This is a genomic window from Pseudomonadota bacterium (genome assembly GCA_022361155.1).
Lineage (GTDB): Bacteria > Myxococcota_A > Polyangia > Polyangiales > JAKSBK01 > JAKSBK01.
Genome location: JAKSBK010000606.1, coordinates 1 through 23,539, shown reverse-complemented (window position 1 = coordinate 23,539; position 23,539 = coordinate 1). Strand labels below are relative to the sequence as shown.

Annotated in this window: 18 protein-coding genes; 9 read left to right on the top strand and 9 right to left on the bottom strand. The window is 67.0% G+C overall.

Annotated features, from left to right (window positions below):
• The first annotated feature begins 138 nt into the window (after positions 1–138).
• Positions 139–2,694, top strand: a complete 2,556-nt coding sequence (locus MJD61_22925) for a glycoside hydrolase family 95 protein (GenBank protein ID MCG8558115.1) — start codon at positions 139–141, stop codon at positions 2,692–2,694.
• Positions 2,695–2,726: 32 nt separating this feature from the next.
• Here MJD61_22925 and MJD61_22920 read toward each other — a convergent pair whose 3' ends face one another.
• Positions 2,727–3,968, bottom strand: coding sequence for a hypothetical protein (locus MJD61_22920; protein MCG8558114.1), 1,242 nt, complete (start codon positions 3,966–3,968; stop codon positions 2,727–2,729).
• Positions 3,969–4,322: 354 nt separating this feature from the next.
• On the opposite strand from MJD61_22920, the gene MJD61_22915 reads away from it, so the two are divergent.
• Entirely contained in the window at positions 4,323–4,499 is a 177-nt protein-coding gene (locus MJD61_22915) for a hypothetical protein (protein MCG8558113.1), read from the top strand.
• Positions 4,500–4,718: 219 nt separating this feature from the next.
• Here the strand turns inward: MJD61_22915 and gshB are convergent, their stop codons facing one another.
• Together gshB and MJD61_22905 are read right to left on the bottom strand one after the other, a co-directional pair.
• Entirely contained in the window at positions 4,719–5,657 is a 939-nt protein-coding gene (gshB, locus tag MJD61_22910; GenBank protein ID MCG8558112.1) for a glutathione synthase, read from the bottom strand.
• A 253-nt stretch (positions 5,658–5,910) separates the two neighbouring features.
• Entirely contained in the window at positions 5,911–6,603 is a 693-nt protein-coding gene (locus MJD61_22905; GenBank protein MCG8558111.1) for a rhomboid family intramembrane serine protease, read from the bottom strand.
• Positions 6,604–6,696: 93 nt separating this feature from the next.
• Here MJD61_22905 and MJD61_22900 point away from each other — a divergent pair, with 93 nt between their 5' ends.
• The 3 genes from MJD61_22900 to MJD61_22890 are packed head-to-tail and all read left to right on the top strand — an operon-like array spanning position 6,697 to position 11,595.
• The gene (locus MJD61_22900) at positions 6,697–8,664 is read left to right on the top strand and encodes an ATP-dependent DNA helicase (GenBank protein ID MCG8558110.1); all 1,968 of its coding nucleotides are present in this window, start codon (positions 6,697–6,699) and stop codon (positions 8,662–8,664) included.
• A complete protein-coding gene (locus tag MJD61_22895; protein MCG8558109.1) occupies positions 8,661–10,058 on the top strand; it encodes a hypothetical protein in 1,398 nt (465 codons plus the stop codon). The genes MJD61_22900 and MJD61_22895 overlap by 4 nt, the downstream gene beginning before the upstream one ends.
• Before the next feature lie 46 nt (positions 10,059–10,104).
• Positions 10,105–11,595 carry a glycosyltransferase family 39 protein gene (locus tag MJD61_22890; GenBank protein ID MCG8558108.1) on the top strand — a complete coding sequence of 497 codons (1,491 nt, stop codon included), beginning with the start codon at positions 10,105–10,107 and terminating at the stop codon, positions 11,593–11,595.
• Positions 11,596–12,134: 539 nt separating this feature from the next.
• Here the strand turns inward: MJD61_22890 and MJD61_22885 are convergent.
• Positions 12,135–14,519, bottom strand: a complete 2,385-nt coding sequence (locus MJD61_22885) for a DNA topoisomerase (GenBank protein ID MCG8558107.1) — start codon at positions 14,517–14,519, stop codon at positions 12,135–12,137.
• Between the two features lie 177 nt (positions 14,520–14,696).
• On the opposite strand from MJD61_22885, the gene ychF reads away from it, so the two are divergent.
• Entirely contained in the window at positions 14,697–15,800 is a 1,104-nt protein-coding gene (ychF, locus tag MJD61_22880) for a redox-regulated ATPase YchF (protein MCG8558106.1), read from the top strand.
• A 345-nt stretch (positions 15,801–16,145) separates the two neighbouring features.
• Here ychF and MJD61_22875 read toward each other — a convergent pair whose 3' ends face one another.
• Positions 16,146–16,535, bottom strand: a complete 390-nt coding sequence (locus MJD61_22875; GenBank protein ID MCG8558105.1) for a hypothetical protein — start codon at positions 16,533–16,535, stop codon at positions 16,146–16,148.
• 328 nt (positions 16,536–16,863) lie between these two features.
• Between MJD61_22875 and MJD61_22870 the strand changes: the two genes are divergently transcribed.
• The gene (locus MJD61_22870; protein MCG8558104.1) at positions 16,864–18,228 is read left to right on the top strand and encodes an amino acid permease; all 1,365 of its coding nucleotides are present in this window, start codon (positions 16,864–16,866) and stop codon (positions 18,226–18,228) included.
• Between the two features lie 3 nt (positions 18,229–18,231).
• Here the strand turns inward: MJD61_22870 and arfB are convergent, their stop codons facing one another.
• From arfB to MJD61_22855, 3 genes are read right to left on the bottom strand one after another with little or no spacing between them, the layout of a single operon-like run.
• Positions 18,232–18,654 (bottom strand): aminoacyl-tRNA hydrolase, encoded by a 423-nt coding sequence (gene arfB / locus MJD61_22865; GenBank protein MCG8558103.1) that lies wholly within the window; start codon positions 18,652–18,654, stop codon positions 18,232–18,234.
• A 12-nt stretch (positions 18,655–18,666) separates the two neighbouring features.
• Complete coding sequence (locus MJD61_22860) at positions 18,667–19,332, bottom strand: TIGR04282 family arsenosugar biosynthesis glycosyltransferase (protein ID MCG8558102.1); 666 nt, start codon at positions 19,330–19,332, stop codon at positions 18,667–18,669.
• Positions 19,329–20,072, bottom strand: a complete 744-nt coding sequence (locus MJD61_22855) for a glycosyltransferase family 2 protein (protein MCG8558101.1) — start codon at positions 20,070–20,072, stop codon at positions 19,329–19,331. The genes MJD61_22860 and MJD61_22855 overlap by 4 nt, the downstream gene beginning before the upstream one ends.
• Before the next feature lie 135 nt (positions 20,073–20,207).
• Between MJD61_22855 and rimO the strand changes: the two genes are divergently transcribed.
• A complete protein-coding gene (rimO, locus tag MJD61_22850) occupies positions 20,208–21,626 on the top strand; it encodes a 30S ribosomal protein S12 methylthiotransferase RimO (GenBank protein ID MCG8558100.1) in 1,419 nt (472 codons plus the stop codon).
• Between the two features lie 173 nt (positions 21,627–21,799).
• On the opposite strand, the gene MJD61_22845 is transcribed toward rimO, so the two are convergent.
• A complete protein-coding gene (locus MJD61_22845; protein ID MCG8558099.1) occupies positions 21,800–22,324 on the bottom strand; it encodes a zinc finger Ran-binding domain-containing protein in 525 nt (174 codons plus the stop codon).
• Positions 22,325–22,547: 223 nt separating this feature from the next.
• Here MJD61_22845 and aspS point away from each other — a divergent pair.
• Positions 22,548–23,539 (top strand): aspartate--tRNA ligase (gene aspS, locus MJD61_22840; protein ID MCG8558098.1); only part of this gene is annotated, 992 nt, incomplete at its 3' end.

Genomic DNA, 23,539 nt, shown 5'->3' with positions numbered 1-23,539 from the left:
GCAGGGGGCCTTGCAAGGATCTGCTATTCGGCGGGCGCCATTCGATGTATGAGGAAGGTGGCCTGACGCGAGGATCGCGCGCGGCTGCAACCTGCCAAGGTCGGTTTCGCCCGCCGACGTTCACCAAGAGCGCCTGCAATGAACCAGAAGCAAGCTTCCAGCATCAGGGCCTACGCGGTTTGGAGCTCCAAGGGTCACGGGCTCGCGGCAACGCACGGGATTGGACTCGGCTGCGCTGGGTTGTCGCTCGCCTGCTGCCTGGCCGGCTGCTCCAGTGCCGGCACGGCATCGCGCTCGCTTGCTCCCGAGAGGTCCAAGGCCTCGGGCGAAGCGACCGGGGGCACCTCGACGCTTCGAGATTCCGCTCGACCCGGTTCCGGGGTGTCCAGGCTCGCCCCCTTGGCGGCCCGCGAGCTCCGCCTGTGGTACCGCCAGCCGGCCGAGCAATGGACCGAAGCACTGCCGGTGGGCAACGGTCGCCTGGGCGCGATGGTCTTCGGTCGATCCGACGTCGAGCGCATCCAGCTCAACGAAGATTCCGTTTGGGCGGGCCCCGAGAGCCCGCGCACCGACCGCGTGGGCTCGCCCGCGCGGCTGCGTGCGCTGCGGCGGCTGGTGCTGGCCGGCAAGCACCAGCAAGCCGATCGCGCGATCGTGGCATCGTTCTCGCGCAAGGACGTCATTCGCTCGCACCAGACGCTCGGGGACCTTTGGATCGACTGGGGCGGCCCGGCAGCGCAGGGCACGTACCTGCGCCGCAGCCTGGATCTGGGAACGGCCGTGACCACGAGCGAATTCAAGCGCGGCGGAGCCAAGATTACCCAGCGCGTCTACAGTTCCTTTCCCGATCAGCTGCTGTGCATTCATCTCAAGGCGGATCGGCCGCGGGCGCTCAACTTCGAGCTGCGTCTCGACCGGCCTCATGACCAGGGCGCTGCGACACATGCCACGCGTGTCGGGCAGGCCGAAGCCGACCTCGTCATGACCGGTCGTGCGACCCAGCGCACGGGTAAGCTCGACAGCCGGCCGCAGCCCAACATGGCGGGCGTCGATTTCCGGGTGCTGGTCGACGTCATCACCGACGGCAGCCGCAAGGCCGTAAACGACAAGCTTGTGCTCAGCGATGCGTCCGAGGTGCTGATCCTGCTGCGCGGCTCGACGTCGGAGACGCAAAGGGTTGCGCTCGACGCCGCGCAGGCAGCGGTCGCGCACGCCAAGAAGACCCCGCTGCGGGCCCTCGCGCGCCACCTGCACGAGCGGCACGTGCGTGACCATGCGCGATTGTTCGACCGCAATCGGCTGGATCTCGGTGGCCGCGGCCGCGACGGCGTGCCGACCGACGAGCGGCTCGCCGCCGTCAAGAAGGGCGCCAGCGATCCCGCTCTGGAAACGCTCTTCTACCAGTACGGTCGCTACCTGTTGATCGCAACGTCGCGCCCGGGTGGCTACCCGGCCAACCTACAAGGGTTGTGGAACGACCAGATCAGGGCGCGCTGGAACGCCGACTACCATCTCAACATCAACCTGCAGATGAACTACTGGCCGGCCGAGCTGACCAACCTGAGCGAGTGCCACGAGCCGCTCTTTGACTTCATCGAGCGGCTCGCCCGGCGCGGCGTGGAGACGGCCAAGCAATACGGCATGCGGGGCTGGGTCGCGCATCACGCTAGCGACTTCTGGACGCCCGCTTGGATGCGGGCGAGAAACGCCTACTGGGGCTCCTGGATTCATGGAGGTGGCTGGCTGTGCCAGCACCTGTGGGAGCGCTACGCCTTCAGCGAGGACATGGGGTTTCTTCGTGACCGGGTCTGGCCGCTGCTGCGCGGGCAGGCCCGCTTCTACCTGGATTGGTTGATCGAGCAAGACGGCAAGTTGATTTCGGTGCCCGAGACGTCGCCCGAGAACTCGTTTATCGCCCCCAACGGGAAACCCGCAGCCGTGTGCGCCAAAGCCGCGATGGGGCAGCAGATCATCACCGAGGTATTCGACCATACCCTGGAGGCTGCCTCCCTGCTCGAGATCGAGGACGCGTTCGTGCAGGAGCTGCGTCAAGCTCGCCAAAAGCTCGACGAAGGGCTGCACCTGGGCCCGGATGGCCGTTTGCTCGAATGGGACCGACCCTACGGAGAACCCGAGCCCGGACACCGGCACGTGAGCCATCTCTACGGCATGTATCCGGGCCATGCGATCACGCTGGACAAAAGACCAACGCTTGCCAAGGCCGTGCGCAAGTCGCTCGATCACCGCCTCGCACAAGGCGGGGCTCACACCGGCTGGAGCCGCGCCTGGACGATCAACCTGTTTGCGCGCCTGCGCGACGGTGACGCTGCGCACACCCATCTACGCCATCTGCTCCAGGAGCAAGTCTTCCCCAACCTCTTCGACGTGCACCCCCCCGCTACCTTTCAGATCGATGGCAATCTGGGGACCACAGCGGGCATGGCGGAAATGCTGTTGCAGAGTCACGACGGAACGATCCGGTTTCTGCCAGCGCTTCCCAAAGCGTGGGCCAAGGGCGGCAGCGTACGAGGCCTGCGTGCCCGCGGCGGTTTCGAGGTGGATTTCGACTGGAAAGACGGCCGGGTTACCGAATGGCGGCTCCGGCACCCCGAAGCTCGCCGTGCTCGTGCAGAAATCAACGGCGTCGTGCAGGAGGTCGTTTCGCGACCTGCCGGCGCACGCTTGGCCGAATGAGCCTGGCCTGCGACCAAGAGGTCCGGCCTTGACTAAAGGAAATAGGGGAAGCTCACGTTCAGCTGCTCGTCTGCGAAGCGTGGGAAGCGCAAGCCTCTGAGCGCTCTTGCCATGCACGAGCCCTGTGGGCTGCCGCGGAAATTCCCCCTCACCAGGGCATGGGCCACGCGCCCGGATCCGGTCACTTTCAGCTCCACTTCGGCCAGCCCTGGTACGCCACCGGCGCAGCTTTCGAGGGCGGGACGGAAGCCGCGCAGGGTCTCGTGCACCCGAGCCCGGCTTGGCAGCGCGGGCAGGGTAGACTTTTGTGCCGGCTCTGCTGGCGAAGCGATCGGGGCGCTGGCTGCCGGCCCCTTGTGCGACACGTTCGCCGACAAGGGAGCCTGCGCAGCGTGGGCCGCAGGGGCGAGATCGGCCGCCAGCATGCGGGGACCGCGACGAGCCCGCGCGGGCCTGGACCGCCGGTGGTTGCGCTTTGGCGCCGTGCGTACTGCCTGTGGCGCAGGCTTGGCAGGTGCAGTTGCCAGCTCGGTTTCCCTCCTGGGTTCGGGCCTCACGGGCGGCAGCGGCTCGATGGCAGGTGCCGCGGGCAGCTGCACGATCGTCGCTGGAGCGCTCGCGGTTTCCGCTTCGCCCACGTACACGCTGCGCTGCGGCAGAAGCCAGGACCCCGCGGCAACGAGCACCACCACAGCTGCCAGCGGTAGGCCCGAGAAACCTCGCCGCTGGCGGCGCGTTTCGTGACGCTCCGGCTCGATCAGACGCACCTCGGAGTCCGGCAACAGCGGCGGCTCGGCTTCGCAATCCTCTCGCGCCTCGGGCTCCGGCCGGCGCGGGCTGGGCAGCGTGGCGTCCAGGCTTCGGTCCAGCGCGGCGGTGCAGGCCTCTCCCTGGTGGCTCGCAGGCGCTTCCGGCTCTACCGTGGCGTTGCCAAAGAAGCTGCCGATCGCCTCGATCTGCGAGGCAGCGCTTGGTTTGCTCTCCAGGTCCAGCGTGACTTGGATGTCGAGGTTCCCGTCCCACGGGGTCCGAGCCGGCCCGCTCAGCTCCCGGATGTCGCTGTAGAGCACGGACTCGGCCTTCGCTTCGATCCCTTGCTCGGCCTGGCCGCCGCTCTCAGGGGGTGCGCTTGCGCTGGCAGGGTCGTGGGGTGGGCCGCCCCAGACCAGTTCCAGGAAGGGCGCTCCGAGTCCCCGCAGGGTGGTTTTCTCGCTGGCTGGACGTGCCGCCTCGACGGTGGCGTGCTGGTTTTTTTCTAAACTGTGAGCTGTCATAGTTATATGTATACTGGATACTTACAGTATAAGCAAGCTCCGAGGTGGAATCCTTGGTCGATTCATGTAAGCGCACCTCGATCCAGCATGCCGGAAGCTCGACGCGCGCTGCATCGCGGCCGCGACAGGGTCGGAGCCAGCCGCCGGGCGGCGCTCGCCGGCGAAGATGCCACCCGCCGGGCTGCGTGCGCGCCCCGGTTTCGGCTCGTCCGAAAAGTTGGCACGCGGGTCGAGCGAGCACTACGCTGCGAGGCTCGGGAGCCCGACCCGCGAGTTTCGGGAGCTTCACCCCGGTGGAGCCGGACCGGACCGACTCAACGCAAGGTCGGCGGGAGCGCGACCGCAAGGAATGGGATGAACAGAGTTTCTACGATCTATGCGCTGTGCTTCGTGGCATACAGCTCGCTTGGCGCGGCGCTCGAGGCCATCGCGCCGGCGCGCGCTTTCGTAGCCGAGCGCTGGGGACGCACCCCCAAGCCGGCGGACGCCGGCGGAACGCCCGCCGGGGCGCCGGACACCCGAAGCCTGTAGCTAAGGGCCCGCGGAAGAATAACTCGGGTGTTTCGGTAAGGACTGGGCGCCGCTGACGAGGCGCGACGACGAGTCCTTCCGCGGGCCCTAAAGCTAGCTACATGACGGTGCAAGAGTAGGGAAGGTTCTTCAATGATCTCAGCGGCCGGATAGCTGGGCGGCCAGCTGCGCGTCTTCGGGGCGAGCCCGGATTCACCGAACGGGAGTCTCAGGCTGGTGTCAGGCGCAGGCAGCCTCGAGCCAGTCCATCACCCGCGCGGGCAGGTTGCTGCCGCTCAGCCTGGACATCTGCACAATTCCGGTGGGGCTGGTGACGTTGACCTCCGTCAGCCGGCCGCCGATCACGTCGAGCCCTACGAACGAGAGCCCATCCTGCCGCAGACGCGGGGCGAGGCTGTCGACGATGCGCCGATCCGCAGCCTCCAGGCTCGCTCGGACGACGGTTGCGCCCACATGGATGTTGGCGCGCAGCTCGCCCTGCTGGGGCACCCGGGCGATCACGCCGAGCGGTTCGCCGTCGAGCACAAGGATGCGCTTGTCGCCCCGGGTCACTTCGGGCAAGTAGCGCTGCACGATGGCCAGGCGCCGGCCGCTGTCCGTTGTGGCCTCGACGATAGCTCCCTGATTGAGATCGCCATCGAACAGGGCCATCACGCCTTCGCCGCCCTTGCCATGCAGCGGCTTGATCACCGCACGGCCCCCGACGTCACGTACAAAACGCCGGATCTCGTGGGAGTGGCTGGTGACCAAGGTCTCGGGCATGAGCTCGGGAAACCAGCACGCGTACAGCTTCTCGTTGGCTTCGCGCAGGCCGCGCGGATCGTTGACCACCAGCGTTTGGCCGCGTAGCCGTTCGAGCATCAGCGTGGCCCACAGATAGGCCGAGTCGAACGGGGGGTCGCTGCGGATCAGCACCGCGTCCACGTCGTGCAGACAAACCTGTTGCTCGATGCCGAGCTCGATGGGGCAGATGGCCTCGGGCAGCATGCGGGCCGGCCTGGCGTGCGCCCACAGCCTGCCATCGCGCAAAAACAGCTCGTGCAGCAGGCAGTGATCGATCCGATGCTCGCGTGCCTGCGCCTCGAGCAACAGCGCGAAACTGGTGTCCTCGGCCACGACCACGCTGCTCGGAGGGTCCATGATGACGACGATGTGCATGCTGCCTCGGGGCCGCACCGGTTGGACGGCCGACCGACCCGCGGTAGCACCCCGGAGCTTGTTCCCGCAAGAGCGCTTCGTGTCCATGCGAGCGCGCTCTGGCGATCCGGGGGCGGCGGCTCGAGCGCTCGCCGCACGGCTCAACGTCCTCGCTGAGCTGCCTCTCGTGCAAAGGCGCAGGCCAGCGCCCGGGCGGCGGGCTTGTTGTAAGGCGAGAAGCCATGGGGGCCTTCTTCGTCCGTGTCGCAGGACACTAGGTTACCGGCCGGCCGAGCTCGCCCGGTGAGATCCAGCCGTCCTTTTCGTAGCGCTTGGGACCGATCACGCGCACCAGCGCGAGCCCCGCCACGAAGCCGCCAATGTGCGCGAAGAACGCGACGCCGCTGGTATTGGGGCCGTGAAGAAACACGTAGCCGCGCAGCACCTCCTTGGCGAACCAGACGAAGATGAAAAAGAATGCGGGCAACTCCAACACGAAGATGGGGGGAATCCAGGTCAGGACTCGCCCGGCGGGAAAGAGGCGCACGTAGGCGCCAAGCGTGCCGGCGATGGCTCCCGAGGCGCCGATCATGGCGGCAGGGCTGCCGAGCTCGCGCAGCACATGCGCCAGCGCGGCCACGATGCCGCAGGCCAGGTAGAACAGCGCGAAGCGCAGCCGGCCAAACACGTCTTCGACGTTGCTTCCGAACACGTACAGGAACCACACGTTCGAGAGCAGATGAAACAGATCGCCATGCAGAAACAGGTACGTGAGCGGCGTGACCCAGCTACCCCAATGCTGTTCTTCGATCAGCGAGAACGGCACGACGCCCCAGCGGTGGACGAAGTCGGCCCGCTCGAGCTCGGCCGCGGGCCCGCCCAGGAACACGAGCACGTTGGCGGCGATCAACGCGTAGACAAGCAGCGGGCGGTGCCCCGGTGGGCTGAGGTCGCGCAACGGCAGCATGACGGCAAACTAGCCCGGATCGGGCCGTGACTTCGAGCCGAATCGGTGCCGGCGCTCGCAATGTGCCGACGCGACGTGCTATCGCGAGCCAGGATGCAAGCGCGTGCGCTGTTGGGGCCCGAAGGTCCGCTCGCTCGCTCGATGGGCACCTACGAGCTCAGGCCCGGGCAGCTCGACATGGCGGAGGCCGTCGAGCGAACGCTGTCCGATGACGGATTGCTGCTGGTGGAAGCCGGCACGGGTACGGGAAAGACGCTGGCGTACCTCGTACCGGCGCTGCTGTCCGGCAAGAAGATCGTGATCTCGACGGGCACCAAGACCTTGCAGGATCAGCTCATGAACAGCGACATCCCCCTGCTCGCAGCCTGCCTGGGCAGCGTCGACGCAGCTTGCATGAAGGGGCTTTCGAACTACCTGTGCCTGCGTCGCTACCACGAGCTCATGCTGAGCGCCGACGCCGGCCACGAGCCCTTTGCTTCGCTGCTTCGCGAGCTGCGGGACTGGGAGGCGAGCACGCCCACCGGAGATCGGGCCGAGCTCGAAGCGATCGGCGAGGATTCGCCGTTGTGGACCGCAGTCCAAAGTGGAACGGAAACACGCATCGGGACCCCATGCCGCCATTTCGATCGCTGCTTCGTGACGGCGATGCGCCTGCGCGCCGAAGAGGCGCAGCTTGTGGTCGTCAATCATCACCTCTTTTTTGCCGACCTCGCGTTGCGAGGGCCCCGCGGGCGCGGCGTGCTACCCGACTACGATGCGGTGGTGCTCGACGAGGCGCATCTGCTCGAGGACATTGCGACCGATTTCTTTGGCGTGACGGTGTCTGCTTCGCGCATCCATGCGCTGTTGCGTGATGCGCGGCGCAGCCTGGCCGCGGCCAACAGACTGCTGCAGGCCGATCCGCTGCTCAGCGAGGCGCAGCGCCAGAGCGACGTGTTTTTTGCGGCGCTCCCCAAGGCGGGCCCCGAGCACGCCGGCCGCGTGCCGCTGGCACCGGAGGCGTTCGACGGGCCGGTGCGCGAGCAGATGTTTGCCCTGGACACGGCCCTCGACGCCCTCGCCAGCCACTGCAGTCTGGCTCGGGACGAAGCGCTTGCGGCGCTGGCCAAACGTGCCCACACGATACGCCGCGATGTCAGCGAGATCGCCGAGGGCGGCGGGCGCAGCCATGTGACCTGGACACGAAGGAGCAGCCGCAACGTAGCGATCGGGGCGAGCCCGGTCCAGATCGGGGAGATCTTGAAGGACCGACTCTGGTACACGGGCCAGGCGGCGGTGCTGACGAGCGCGACGCTTTCGGCCGCTGGGTCGTTCGATTTTCTGCGCAAGCGGCTGGGAATCGATTTCGATCCGCTCGAGCTCGTGGTGCCCTCGCCTTTCGTGTACGAGCAGCAGGTGGCCCTGTACCTGCCGGATCATCTCGGCGATCCACGTACGCCAGGTTTTGCAGAGCAGGCCGCGCGCGAGATCATCGCGCTGGTGAACCTGTGCCAGGGTGGTGCGTTCGTCTTGTGCACATCGCTCAAGGCGATGCGGGAGCTGGCGAAACGTTGCCGGCCTGCGCTCGGCCTCCGCACGTACGTGCAAGGGGAGGCGCCCAAGGCGGTGCTGCTCGCGCGTTTTCGCGAGGACGGGAACGCGGTACTGTTCGCGACAGCCAGCTTCTGGCAGGGCGTCGACGTGCCGGGCCGCGCCCTGCGGCTGGTGGTGGTCGACAAGCTGCCGTTCGAGGTTCCCACCGATCCGCTGGTGGCTGCTCGCTGCCGGGAGCTGCGCGAACAGGGGCGCGATGCGTTCCGCGAGTACGTGGTGCCGACGGCCGCACTAGCACTCAAACAAGGCTTTGGTCGCCTGATACGGACGCGCCACGATCGCGGCATCGTGGCTGTGCTCGACGGCAGGCTGCGCACGCGAGGCTATGGAAAATGGTTCGTGCGCACGTTGCCGCCCGCGCATCGATGCGAGCGTTTCGAGGACCTGGCCAGGTTCTGGCGCAGCACGGAAGCGAGCCAAGGTGGGTTGGCCAGGTCGAACAGCGGAGCAACCGGAGGCGGCCCTTGACAGCCTGCGAGCGCTGCCGGCGCGCAGCCGTGCTGCGGGTCGTGCTGAGCGCTGCGGCAAACGCATGTCTCTGCAGTTGCGATGCCGGCGAGGAGGAGCAGCAACCAGCTCGCGAGTCGGCTTCGATCGGGACGAAGAGGGCCGACCCGCCGCGTGTGGGCGCTACCCGAGGGCGCTCCGGGTCGCGGTCCGCAGGGCAAGCGGCACCGGCTCACGGCCGCCACGAGCAATCGCGCCGGGGCGCATCGGTGCCCGAGCACGGCGTTGCTCCGGCCGGCCCCGCGCCTGGCATGGCCGTGCCGTTGGAATCCGGCAACGAGGCCGGTTGCGCGCGTCTTGGACTTGTGCGCAAGGTGTGGCCGCGTGCGGGCCCCGTGGCGATCGCAGCCTTGGGGGATACCATCGTGGTCGCGGGCTACGACCGGCTGCAATCGGGCCCCGAACGGCTCTACCTGGTGCGAGTCCGTGCCGACGAAGCTGCACGGCCGCTCTCAACCTGGGATCTACCGAGTCCCGTCGCAGCCAGGCGCAAGGCCGCACCAGGGCTCGGGGCGGTGGGACCTGGACAGGTCCTGGCTGCGGCCATCGATGCATCGGCTGCGCTGCTGGTGGCCGAGCTTGGAGTCGAGCACGCGGGCGCAGGGCGGCTCAAGCAGGTCGGCACGTTTGCCGATGCGCGCTTTGCGCCCGCCGTGGGCGCCGTGAACGGCTTGCGGGCCGTGGCCTACACGGACGGTCACCGGACGCCCATGCGCGCGCGTCTCGTCTTGCTGCGTGGCGACGGCAGTCAGGTGGGTCGTCACGATCTCACGCCGGAAGCCATGGGGGCGGCCGCCCCCGTTTTCGTGGACGGAGCCGGCCGGCCCGAGCTGCTGTGGGTCGATCCACGCCGGGGGATTTCGCCGCTGGTGCGCGTGGCGCTGGCCCCCGACGGAACTCCCGAGGCGCCGAGCATCGTGGGGGCCGTGGGCTCCCTGGCCGAGGGACCGCAGCTGGCAGCGGTCGGCATGGGCGAGTCCGAGCTGCTGCTTGGCTACACTGCGATCGGAAGCGCCGCCACAAGCGCCGTTGGTTTGGTGCGGCTTTCGGAGCGGCCGAGCGCTCCCGAGCCACTCGTACCAGGCAAGGCCTACGTCAGGCTGCGTCTCGCAGCGGCGGCCCTTGGGGAGCGAGCGGTATTTGCCGTGGACGCGCCACGAAAGCCGGGCAAGAACGTGCCCCGCGAGATTCAGCTTCGGGTCGTGCGGCGCAGCGGCATGGGCGGACGCCACGTGGTGCGCGGCCCGGATGGCGCGGCACACGAGCCGGCGCTTACCAGCGTGGGCCACGATCGCGTAGCGCTCGCCTTCTCCAGCCAGAACGCCGTCCACGTCGCTTGGTTTCGCTGCAGGTAGAACTTCCGTTAGGCTCCGCGTCGATGCTCAGCAAGACGAGTGCCCGATGAAGGGAGCGCTGCGCAGCAGTCTGCCGCTCGTAGCCACCGCTTGCCTGGGCCTGTGGCTGCGATCCGGGAATCTGACCTCGCCGTATCTGCTTGACGCCCACTCCTTCCGCCAGGGCGATACGGCAGGCTTTGCACTTGGCTACTTGATCGGCTCCTTCAACCCCCTGGCACCGACGACCGTACGTCAACCGTGCCGCGCGGGCAGCACGCCACGGGTCGAGTCCGAGCTCCCCCTGCCCGCGTGGCTCGCGGTGCTTCCGCTGAAATTGCTCGGCGCTACCTATCCGCCGGCCTGGTATCTGCGCTCGGTGTGGTTGCTGTTTTACCTCGGGACCTGCGCGTATCTGTATCTGCTGTCTCGCCAGCTAGGCGCTTCGCATGCGCTGGCGGGCCTGGTCGTATTCGTCTTGTCCGTGCTGCCGCTCGCGGTCTTCTTCACGGTTTCGATTCAGCCGGACGGCCCCTCGCTCGGTATTGGTGCCGGCCTGTTGTATCACCTCGCGCGCTGGCTGGAACACAAGCAAACGAAGGACGAGGTGTTGCTCGTTGCACTGGGAGCCACGGTGCTGCTGGTCAAGGTAAGCAACGTCTACCTTGCGTTGCCCGCACTTTGGTTGCTTGTCAGCCAGCAAGGTTGGCCGGCAACGTTCAAGCAGCCGCGCACTTGGCTTTGGGCCCTGCTGATCGCGACCCCGGGCTGCGCCTGGTACACGTACATTCACTACACTTCGAGCTGGACCTTCGTGCTCTGGGAGACGGGAGGCTACACGAAGTTCTCGAGCTTCGAGACCTTCACATCGGCTGCGCACTGGATGCGCCTTTCCAACCGGCTCGTCTACCAGATCTTCGGGTGGTCCGGATTCGTGCTGGCGGTGCTCGGCGCCAGCCATGGCCGCGAGCAGCGCATCCTGCGCGTAGCCGCGGCCTGGGCCGGAGGCTTCTGTGTGTTCTTGCTCGCTGCCATGCCGGCGAACGTGACGCACAACTACTATCAGCTCCCGCTCGTGGTGCCTGCAGCGTTTCTGATCGCGTGCGGCATCGCACACTTGTGGCAGCGCCCGTGGAAAGGGCGCGTCGGCCTCGCCGTGCTCGGCCTGATCTTTTTGGCAAGCGCCCGGCACACGCTCTCGCGGCACTCGAAGCGCACAGAGGGGGGACTCTACCGGGAGAAGCAGGGCATGTACGAAGCCGTAACCATGCTGCGTGAACACGTACCCGAGGGGCAGCGCTTCATCGCTATCCCCGGACGACCCGAGCTGTTTTACAACTCCAACCGTCGTGGTTTCACAGGCAAGGACTTCAGCGTGCGCCGCGTTGAAAGCTGTGCAAAGCGGCTCGGCAGCCGGTTCGTGTACCTGATGCTGGACGCCGCGAACCGGAAACGCGCGCGACGTATCGTGCTGGAGCATCCAGAGTGGGCGCACAGACTGCAGGCGATCGCGCGAGGGCGGGAGTGGACCCTGTATCGCTACGAGAACGCAATCTGAGCGCCGGCCCAATCCTAACTAGTGCCCGTCCCGAAACTCCGGACCGAGCATGGCGCAGCGCCGCGGGGTCGGATGGCGTGTCGGCGAACCGAGGAAATGCAGCGCATGCGGTTGGAGATTGGGCAGGGTCGAGCGTGAGACGACGCGGCAGACGGCCCCGCGCCGCATGCCAGGCGACGGGAGTGAGTTTCGGGACGGGCACCAACTAATGCGCCATCGCGGGGAGCATCGCCTGCGCAGTGTGGCTTGCCCCGGAGGGCAACAGCGCTATTTCGAACAGCTCCTCCAGGTTGCTTACGCAGTGGAAGCGCAGCACGACTGGCCGCGTATCGGACGTGCCGCGACCGCCTCGTCGGGGAGGGCGCATCGCTCGAGGCGTACACCAACGAGCAACGTGCCGCAGACATACCGGTGGCGATGGAGGCGCTCGGGTTACGCGCAGTACCGCGTGTGGGGCGTGTCCGCGGGCGCTTTGTTGGCGCAACGATTGGTGCGGGGGCTACGCATGGGAAGCGCATCCGCTGGCTCCCCTCGCTGCGCTACGCGGGTTCAAACACCGCGGCGCCCGCTTGCCGAGAGGCCTCCAGATCGAGCACCAAACGTCCAGATCGCGGCACCCCCTGCCCGCTGGTCCACCTGGCTTTGCGCGTCTTGCCCTTGTGGACAAGATCGGAAGCTTGCCTTTGCGTCAGCTTGCGTCCAGCGAACTCGAACCAAAGCACGAACTCGCACCCGGAACGCCAGCGGTCACACCCCCAGCCGCGCTTGCCAGCGATGATGCGGCCCGTCTGGCAGCGAGGGCAAGCGACTCCCTCGAGTGCATGCGCGGTACGGGTAGACGTCGAGACCCGGTCCGGGGGTTCGGCGCGGCGTGGCTCCTTTGCCAGGGGCTCGGGGGCGGGCGCCGGCCCGCGCGCTCGGCCTGCCGCGGCGGGTGTGCCCACCGTGTCGGCGATCGCTCGCACGACCGCCTGAACATACTGCGAGATATCGCGCATGAAATTCTCGCGCCTCTCTTCGCCGCGGCAGATACGCGCGAGGCGTGCCTCCCACTGACCCGTGAGCTCAGGCGATGCCAGGCTCGTCACGGGCAACGCGTCGATCAGGGCGATGCCCGCGTCTGTGGCATGGAGCCTTTTGCCCTGCCGTTCGATGAATCCCCGCTTGAGCAAGGTCTCGATCGTGGCGGCTCGCGTGGCAGGCGTGCCCAGGCCGTTGTCCTTCATGGCGGCACGCAGCGCCTCGACCTCGACCAACCGCCCGGCGGTTTCCATCGCCAGCAGCAGCGCGCCCTCGGTCAGCCGCGCAGGAGGGCGGGTCCTTTTGGCCAGGATCTTGTAGCTCGCCGAGAGCAGCTCGCCTTTGCCCAGCTTGGGCAGTGTGGGTGCGGCGGGACTGCCGGCGTCGCCGGCGTCGTGCTCGCCAATGCCCGCCACCTGCTGCCAACCCGCAACCAGCCGCATGCGTCCGAACGCTCGAAAACGGTCGGGTGGGGCCGGAGGCTCTTCGTGCATGGGCTCGCGCTCGCCGCTGTCTTTCGGCGACTGTGCAGCTGTAGGCGACTGTGCAGCTGCCTTTCCGGGCGTTTCCACGGCGCGGGCTCCGGCGGCTTTGCCCACGCGCACCCAGACCTCGGTCGTAGCGAATTCCGCATCCGGGTAGAACGCCCCGAGGAGGCGGCGTGCCACGAGATCGAAAACGCTACGCTCCGCGAGGCCGAAGCTCTCGAGCGAGGCGCTCTTGCCGGTCGGTACGATGGCGTGGTGGTCTGCGACCTTGCTGTCGTCAAACACGCGCCGGCCAGGCTTCGTGTCGACGTCCGGCCGCGATAGCAGCTCGGTCGCGAACTCACGATACTCGCCCATGCGCTCGAGTCCCCCAAAGAGCTTCGGCAGCTCCGCGCGCATGTCTTTTGGCAGGTAACGCGAGTCCGTGCGCGGGTAGGTCAACAGCTTGTGTTTCTCATACAGGACCTGGGCCGCCTTCAGTGTCGCTTCGGCGCTCAGTCCGTAGCGCCGGTTCGCCGTGCGCTGCAAGGAAGTCAGGTCGAACAGAAGCGGCGGTGGTTCCTTGTGGCGGCGTTGGATGAGTTCGTCGACCACCGGTCCGGTTTCGGCGTCGGGTTGGGTGTACCGCTCGCAGCGTGCGAGCAGCTGGCCCGCGAGCTCTTGTGTCGCGAGCCGCGTGCTGCCTTTGTGGCGCCACAGAGCATGGAGCGTCTTGCCGCCGGCCGTCTCGAATCTGCCCTGGATTTCCCAGTAGTCCCGGGGACGGAAGTCGCGAATCGCCTTTTCTCGATCGACGACCAACTTCAAGGTGGGGGTCTGCACTCGGCCAAGCGAGTAGACAGGGCTCTTGCCCCGGCCCGGGTGTGTGGGCGGACGGCGGCTGAGAGTGACGGCGCGTGTCGCGTTCAGGCCGACCAGCCAGTCGGCCTCGGAGCGGCAGCGGGCCGCGTGTGCAAGATGGTCGTATTCGGCGGCTGGCCGCAGTGTTGCGAAGCCCTTCCGGATCGCCTCGTCGGTCAGCGAAGAGATCCACAGTCGCCGCACCGGCAAACGGCATCCCGCGAGCTCGTAGGCATAACGAAAGATGAGCTCGCCTTCACGCCCCGCATCGCACGCGTTGATGACTTCGCTGAAGCGGCGATCTCGCATCAGTCTGCGCAGGGTCTGGTACTGTGTCTTGTTGCGCTCGACCGGCCGCAGCAAAAAGCGTGTTGGCAACATCGGCAGCGTGTCCATGCGCCAGTGCTTCCAGCGCGAGTCGTACGCGCTTGGTTCCTCCAGTTCCACGAGGTGGCCCACACACCACGTCACGGCGCGGTCCCTGCCCAGGATCCAGTTGCCCTGGCGCTGCCCGATCCCAAGAACGCGCGCGATGTCTCGCGCAACCGAGGGCTTTTCCGCGACGATCAGCTGCATCTATGGCAAACCTACACTTCCTTTGAGGGCGCGACACGCCACCGGCCCCATGTATCCACGCCCACGATTGTGTGGCGCGCGTCCGCCCCGACCAGCTGCGCCGGGGCCCGCGCCAAGCCAAGCCCCTTTTCCTGGACCGCGACAACGCCGCGGGCTAAGGGTCCCCAAGGACCCGCAATGACCCTGTCGGTCGGCATCGTCGGCCTGCCCAACGTGGGCAAGTCGACACTGTTCAATGCGCTGTCGGCCCAGCAGGCGGAGGCGGCGAACTACGCGTTCTGCACGATCGACCCCAACGTGGGGATCGTCACGGTTCCCGATCCCCGCTTCGACGCCCTGTGCGAGCGCGTGCGACCCCACAAGCGCATCGCGGCCACCGTCGCCTTCACGGATATCGCCGGGCTCGTGAAGGGCGCCTCCAAGGGCGAAGGCCGAGGCAACGCCTTTCTCTCGCACATCCGCGACTGCGATGCCATCGCACACGTGGTGCGCTGCTTTGACGATGCCGGCGTATTGCATGTGGACGGTCGCGTGGACCCCGTCGCCGACGTCGAGACGATCCACACCGAGCTCATGCTGCGCGATCTCGACACGGTGCGGCGCCGGCTCGAGCGCGCTCGCAAGCTGTCCAAGGGCCAGGACCCCGTGGAGCGCCAGGCTTGTGCGGTCTGCGAGCAGCTGGCGAGCGCGCTCGATCGGGGCCTCAGGGCGGCACTCGTTCCTGTCAAGGAGGGCGGCGAGGCGCGCATCGTGCGCGAGCTGTGCTTGCTGACCGCAAAGCCGCTTTTCTACATAGCGAACGTATCCGAAAAGCAGCTCGCGCACCAAGCGCGCGATCCGCTGCTGGCCCGCCTGCGCCAGGTCGCCGGCCGCGAGGGCGCACCGCTGAACGTCATCTGTGCGGCCGTGGAAGCGGAGATCATGCAGCTGCCCCCAGCAGAGCGGCCGGAGTTTCTGGCGTCGCTGGGGCTCGAGGAACCGAGCCTCGACGAGGTCATCCGCACCGGCTACCGGATGCTCGACCTGATCACGTTCTTTACCGCCGGTCCCAAGGAGGTTCGTGCGTGGACGATCAAGGCCGGCAGCAAGGCACCGCAAGCCGCGGGCAGGATCCACTCCGATTTCGAGCGCGGCTTCATCCGCGCCGAAGTGATCGCCTGGCGGGATCTCGTCGAGCTAGGAAGCGAGGCCGCCTGCCGCAGCGCGGGCAAGCTCGGCGTCGAGGGCAAGGACTACAGGGTCCGCGATGGCGACGTGATCCACTTCCGTTTCAACGTGTAGGCGCCGCTCCCACCCGATCGCCCACAGGCAGGTCGCAGCTGCCGGCGCATCGTAGTATAGTACTCGGTGAGCGGCAGATGGGCAGATGCCCCGGGCTGGTCCGAATTCCGATCTGGAATCTTGCCGCTGCGTCGAGGGAGCGCGCAGCGCTCCCCCACCTATGAACGCCCTGCTGGGAGGCCCTTCGCGGTCCGTAAGCGCAGGGCGCCGGCACAAAGCCGGGGGAGGAAAGCGTATATGGACTGTACCTGTATTGACGGCCCCTTGCAGGAGGGGTGGTCGCGCTAACCCCGACTGCTGGAGGCCAACAGAGCGGCGGACCATCTCGGTGGTTCGCCGCTCGCCCTAAGCGGCGCGGCTCGAGTCCCTGTAGCGACTCGCCTGGCGGTCGCCCGGATTGAGCTGCAGAATCATGTTCGAAACGGTCCGTGCTCTGCCGGTCGCCCCGCTGCGCCGGTAGCTGAACAGCGCCTGGTTGAGTGCGTGCAGGGCGCAGTCCTGGCTGCCCGCGCGCAACAGCATGCCGGCCAACCTCACCCACGAGGGACCGTCCCCGCACAGGGCGACTCGCTCGCGCAGGGCTACCACGGCCTTGCGGATCCGTCCCTTGCGCGCGTGGCGGTAGGCGCGCCGCGTAAGCGCTCGTACACGAAGCGGTCTTGCTACGTCCATGTCGGTATGCCCCACGTCAAGCCTCCAAGCTCGTGCCTGAGCAAGCGCGATTCGACTGCGCACGGCGACTCATGCAGATTGACCTCATCCAAAGACTTCGCCCGCCCAGCTACCGGCACGTGCCGGTCGGTGCGTGCTATTCGGGTCATGCAAACTCGGGGCCAGTCCGTGCAAACCCGGAGCCGTTCCGCAGCAGCCCGCGCCCCAAACGTCAAGTGTCGCTCACGGGGCGATAGTTCCAAACAAAGTGCTTCGTGCGTTGTAGGATGAGGTCGCAGAGCAGCCTTCAGCCGAAACCTGACAAAAAGTGTCAAGTCGGCGAGGCATGCTGTGCCAGAAACGTCACGCCTGGTCCTGGTCGTTCCCGAGCTGCGCCAGTGCGAAGTGTGTCATGAGCACGCAGCACATCCTGAGCCGCCGGCTAGGCCTCTTCGATTCCGCCATGATGATGGTGGGCATCGTGATCGGATCCGGCATCTTCTTGACCACGGGTATCATGGCGCAGAGCGTGCCATCGGCAGGGTTGATCCTGCTGGCGTGGCTGACCGGCGGCGTGCTCACGCTCTGCGGTGCGCTCACCCTGGCCGAGCTCGGCGCCGCAATGCCCGAAGTCGGAGGCCTGTACGTCTACCTCCGCGAGGCATACGGGCACCTGTACGGGTTTCTCTTCGGCTGGGTCTTGTTCCTCGTGTCGATGGGCGGCTCGATCGCGGCGCTGGCCGTGGGTTTCGCGAGCTACCTGGGCTACTTCGTACCGTGGGTGTCGAGCGAGCAGCTCGTGTTCGGATCGGTATCCACGGTGCAGCTCATGGCGCTGCTGGTGGTGGTGGGGCTGTCTGCGATCAACTTCGTTGGAGTAGGCCCTGGCAAGACGCTGCAGAATCTCTTCACCGTGGCCAAGATCGGCGCGATCCTGGCGTTCGGTGCCCTGGCCTGGACGGCCGAGCCAACCGCTCGGCCCGACCTTGCTCTAGCACCGGCGGGGGCTGATCTGCTCGCTCTGGTGTCGGGCTTCGGGGTAGCCCTGGTGGCCGTATCCTGGGCTTTCGATGGCTGGCACAACGTCACCTACATCGCAGGCGAGATCAAAAACCCGGGCAAGAACCTGCCGCTCGTGCTCGTGGGTGGAACGCTGCTCATCACGTCGCTCTACCTGCTGGTGAACTACGTGTACGTCGTCGCCCTGCCTGTGCAGCAAATGGCGGGCGTGGTGCGCATTGCCGAGCGCGCCTCGGGAGCGCTGCAGGGCAGCGGCGCCGCCGGGCTCATATCCGCCATGGTCCTGGTTTCCAGCTTCGGAGCCCTGAACGGAACCATCTTTGCCGCGCCTCGCGTGTACTACGCCATGGCCCGGGACGGCGTGTTCTTTCGCAAGGTCGCAGAGATTCATCCGCGCTTCCGAACGCCCGCGTTCGCCATCGCGCTGCAAGCAGCCTGGGCCAGCCTGCTCACCTTGACGGGCAGCTACGAGCAGCTGTTCACCTACGTCGTGTTCGTTACTTTCATCTTTTGGATCTCCACGACCGCGTCGGTGTTCGCGCTGCGGCGCAAGCGGCCCGATCTTGCGCGACCCTACAAGACTTGGGGCTACCCCATCGTGCCGCTCGTGTTCATCACGGCCATTGCGCTCGTGCTCGTCAACACCCTGATCGCCAAGCCCGTCGAGTCGCTCGCGGGCCTGGGCATCACGCTTGCCGGCATTCCCGCGTACCATTTCTGGCGACGCAGCCAGTCGGGCAGCGCGACTTCGATGTAAGGCTCATTCCGGTTTCCAGCGCCGCTCCCGCTTCCTGTCCGACGCGCGCTTCTTGTCGTCGAGGCGCCTGGCCTTGGCCGCTCGCGAAGGCTTGGTCGCGATCCGTTTTCGTGGCGCCGGCAGGGCCTGCGCAACGAAGTGGCGGATCTTGCTGCACGCGTCCTCGAGGTTGGCGGACTGCGAGCGCGTGCGTTGACTCACGGCGATCAGCCGACCCTGCCGGTCCACGCGGTTGCGCGCCGCCGCTAGCAGCCGGGCTCGCTGCGCATCCGACAAGCCCTGGATGGCACGGAGATCGACACGCAGCTCAACCTTGGAAGCGACCTTGTTGACGTGCTGGCCGCCGGGACCGCTCGAGCGCACCGCCGCTCGCCGAATGGCCTCTCCGGGAATCAGAACGCGACGATTGACGCGAATGGGTTGCATCGTAGCCGCTCCCTACAACCGCAAGCGCAGCTCCCGGGCAGTGGCTGGAGCGGCGCCTGGTTTCAGGCGCAGGTGCAGCCGCAGCAGATCGAGGTCGCTGGGCGTGTCCACGTCATACCAGGGTGCGAGCAAGGCGACCTCGAGGCCTGCCTTGGTGCAGACCCGGACGGTGTCGCGCAAGGTGTGAGGGCTCGACCAGCGTACCGGCCCCAGGCTCGGGAGGGCGTGCCGAGCTCCGATCACGTAGTAGCCGCCGTCGAGACAAGGGCCGAGAACAACAGGGGCACGGCACAGCGCGTCTCGGGCCGCCCGCAGGTAGGACCGGGGCAAGGTGGGGGCGTCGCTGCCTACGATGAGCACGTGCTCGTGGTGGGAGAGCGCCCTGCGAAACGCCGCGTCGAGCTTCGCGCCCAGATCACCCGGCCCCTGCGCCAGGGTGCGCACCTCGTGGCGGCGCTGCAGCGCAGCAAGGCTGGCATGCTCTGGCTCACCTGCGACACACAGTGTCACCTCGAACCCGGGTTGGCAGCTGGTGCGTAGGGTATCGTGCAAGAAGGCGGCGTACAGGCGGGCCGCGCCATCGGCTCCGAGCCGCGGGGTCAGGCGGGTCTTGGCGTGCCCCGTGATCGGGGGCCGGACGAAGACCCACAGCGCCGTGCTCATGATACCCGTGCTCATGTACGCGGCCGTGTCGAGCGGCCTGCATGGCGAGCTACCACCCACAGGATTTTCGCTCCAGCCGCAAGGCTCCCTCGCACGGTGCCGCTGATCTTCGAAGTGCCGATGCGCTTGCGGTACGAAACCGGGACCTCCAGCACACGCAGCCCAAGACGTGCGGCCTTGGCCTGCATCTCCACCGTCCAACCGAAGTCGCGGTCGCGCATCTCGAGCCGCTCCAGGGCCTGCCAGCGAACGGCACGAAACGGCCCAAGGTCTGTGTAGCGCACCCCATAAAGCCAGCGCATCGCCAAACAGGCCACCCGATTGCCTGCACGCTGGTGGGGAGACAGCGCGCCCGCCTCGCACCGTCCGAGGGTGCGCGAGCCGATCACCAGGTCCGCCTCGCCTGCTTCGATAGGAGCCACGAGCCGCGGCATCTCGCCCGGGTCATCGCTGCGATCGGCATCCAGGAATGCGACCACATCCGGCGGATCGCGGCGCAGCCGCGCCAGGGCCTTCAAGCAGGCCGACCCGTACCCTCGCCGAGCTTCCCGCACCACTTGGGCTCCCCCCTCTTGCGCCACCGCGGCCGTGCGGTCGCTCGATCCATTGTCCGCGACCACGACCCGCCGCACGAACCCTGGCATCTCCGCCAGCACCGACGGCAGAGCAGCCTCCTCGTTCAGCGCCGGAATCACCACGTCCAGGCGCAGGTCCGATCCTGCGGTCGCTCCCCCCGAGCTGCCTGCCTCGGTCATTGACTTGCCCTAGGCCTTCAAGAATCCCACGGGATCACGGCCCCGCAAATCGTCCTGAAGACATTCTCTAGCCGGAAACTGGAGTTTTTTGGCTAGCGGTTGACGCGGGCCGGGCCGGCAGACACCTTGGGCGGCATGCAACGCCCCGGCATGCAACGCGCCGTGCACTTCGTGAGCCTGGGCTGCCCGAAGAACCGCGTGGATACCGAGGTCATGCTCGGGGCAAGCGAGCATGCCGGCTTCCGCCGCATCGCCGCAGCCGAGCGGGCCGAGGTCATCGTGGTCAACACGTGCGGCTTCATCGAGGCCGCCAAGCAGGAGTCCATCGACACGATCCTCGAGCTCAGCCGGCACAAGCAAGAGGGCGCCTGCCGCAAGCTCGTGGTGGCCGGCTGCTTGGCGCAACGCTACCCGCGTGAGCTGGCCGAGCAGCTGCCTGAGGTCGACCACTTCCTCGGAACGGCGGACCTGCTCAGGCTGCCGGAGATCCTGGCCAGCTCGGACGCGAAGGCGGCGGGGCGCGTGCTGGTGGGAAACCCGGCCGATTACTTGCCGCGCGCGAACGACCCTCGCACGCTGTCCGGGCCCGCCCATAGCGCCTACGTCAAGATCGCGGAAGGCTGCTCGCGCCGCTGCAGCTTCTGCGCGATTCCCAGTTTCCGCGGCCGCCAGCGCTCGCGCCCCATCCGGGACCTGATGCGCGAGTGCGAACGGTTGCTGTCGCGAGGCGTGGTGGAGCTGAACCTGGTGAGCCAAGACACCGTCAGGTACGGGCGCGACCTGGCGAGCGGCGACAACCTCACGCGCCTGGTGGCCGCGCTGGCGGAGCTGCCGGGCCTACACTGGTTGCGGCTGTTCTACCTGTACCCCGAACGACTGGACAGGGGCCTGCTCGAGCTGCTCGGCCACCATCCCAAGGTGGTGCCCTACCTCGACATGCCGCTGCAGCATGCCTCGGATCGCATGCTGCGCCGAATGCGGCGGGGCCACGGCGGGACCCGGCTGCGCCGACTCATCGAGCGTGTGCGGCGCGAGGTGCCCGGTGCGACCCTGCGCAGCGCATTCATCGTGGGTCATCCGGGTGAATCCGAGGCCGACTTCGCGCAGCTCGAGGGTTTCGTCCGGTGGGCCGAGCTCGACCACCTGGGCGTGTTCTTGTACTCGGCCGAGGAAGGAACGCCGAGCGCCTCTCAGGCCGAGGCGGTTGCCCCCGAGCTGGCGCAGGAGCGTCAGCGCAGGTTGCTTTCGCTGCAGCGGAGCATCAGCCGCAGAAAGCTACGCGCCCTGGTAGGCAGGACCCTGCAGGTTCTGGTCGATGGCGTCAGCCCCGAAAGCGAATGGGTCCTCGAGGGGCGCCACCCGGGCCAGGCCCCGGAGGTCGACGGCATGCTGGTCTTGGTCAACGGAACCGCGCGTTCGGGCGAGCTCCGCGAGGCGCGGGTCACGGCATCGGGCGACTACGATCTGGTGGCCGACCTGATCGCCGAAGACGGCAGCAAACCCGCCCGGCCCCCAGGCCCCCGCGGCAGCCTGCACCTGCCCATCGTCCACTAGCCGCAAGGACGAAAGCGGCTATGGCGCCATGCTGGACAGGAACACCCCGCTTCCTGTTCAGCATGGAGGCCAGAGCCAGCGCGCCCGCAGAAAAAACCGCAGCAATAGCAGCGCTATTTCGAGGACTTTTTTCGAGGACGAAAGCGGCTATGGCGCCATGCTGGACAGGAAGCTCAGAGCTGGGCGGGCCCTGACCTTAACCGATCACCAATGAAAGCCCCTATCGGCGCGATCATGACCCCTAGCAGCGAGCCCACGATGTACGCGAGCAGCGAGGGTTGGAAGCCGGGCGGGGTGATCGCCACCAGGTAGGCGACGGTAGGCACGGCGAGGAAGAGCACGCCTACCGCGGGTTCGATGAAGTTCTTTCGCGGCGAAATAAGCCCAACAGCAACCCCGCCGAGGAACCAGATGAACAGGGAGACGAACAACCCGGCCAGGCCCTGAGGGTCGAAGGTCGCAACCACGCGTGGAAGGCCCACCAGCACGGCTCCTTGCACGACTACGTAGAAGAAGCAGGCCGCCAGCGCCCACTTCCACTCAAACCCCTCCTGCTGCTGGCGCCGCTGCTGGACCTCGGCTTCCGTGTACAGGCCCGACACGCGCTCGATGCGCGCACCGCAGGCGCCGCAGCGACTGGAATCCGGGGCGTTCTTGAACCCGCACATGGGGCAAGTCACTTCTCGTTGAACCGCCATGTTCTCCTCCAGCCGCCTTCAGCGCCGATTCGGAACGAGTCAAACGGCCGGGCCAGCTGTCTCTTTATTGTCGGCGCTTGTGTTCCACAAGGCAACAACGCTGCGGAGTCTTGGCCGAAGGTGAACCGTGGGCGTTACGTCCGAGCCGGGCGGCGCGGCTGGACCGCGTTTCCGGGTTGACGGACGCGACGGGTTGGCTAACTTGCGCAGCCCGGAGACGATGGTGGCGCGCTTTATCGACGAGCTCAAGCGCACACATGCGTGCGGAGAGCTGAGAGCGGACGACATGGGCCAAGAGGTCGTGCTCTTCGGCTGGGTCCACAGCCGCCGCGATCACGGCGGATGCATCTTCATCGACCTGCGCGACCGTACAGGTGTGACGCAGTTGGTGTTCGACCCTTCGGTGCATTCGCGCGCATTCGAGCTTGCCGATCGGTCACGGCCCGAGTGGGTGCTCGGCGCCCGGGGACGCGTACGCGACCGCGGCCAGATGCGCAACCCACGCCTGCCTACCGGTGCCGTCGAGGTGGTGGTGCTCGAAGCGGTCGTGTTCAACCGCTCCAAGACGCCGCCGTTCCCCATGGAAGACGGCATCGACACCAACGAAGACAAGCGCCTCGAGTACCGCTTCCTGGATCTGCGTCGGCCCGAGCTGCAGCGATCGCTCGTCACGCGCCACAAGATCTGCCGCGCCGCACGCGACCACTTCGGCGATGAAGGATTCATCGAAATCGAGACGCCCGTCATGCTCAAGTATACGCCCGGCGGGGCCCGCAACTTCCTGGTGCCGTCGAGATTGCACCCGGGTAGCTTCTACGCGCTCGCAGAAAGCCCCCAACTGTTCAAGCAGCTTCTGATGGTATCGGGTTACGAGCGCTACTTTCAGATCGTCAAGTGCTTCCGCGACGAGGATCTGCGCCTGGATCGGCAGCCCGAGTTCACCCAAATCGACGTCGAGATGAGCTTCGTGAACGAGGACGACATCTTCGGCGCCGTCGAAGGCTTGATGCTGCGCATCTTCCGCGAGGTGCTCGATATCGACCTGACGCAACGCTACCCCGAGGGCCGCTTTCCTCGCATGGATTTCGCCGAAGCGATGACGCGCTTCGGCAACGACAAACCCGATCTACGTTTCGCCCTGGAGCACACCGATCTGACGGATCTCGTCATCGAGCACGGAGGCGGTGGCGTGTCGTTCTTCGAACCGATCGCAGG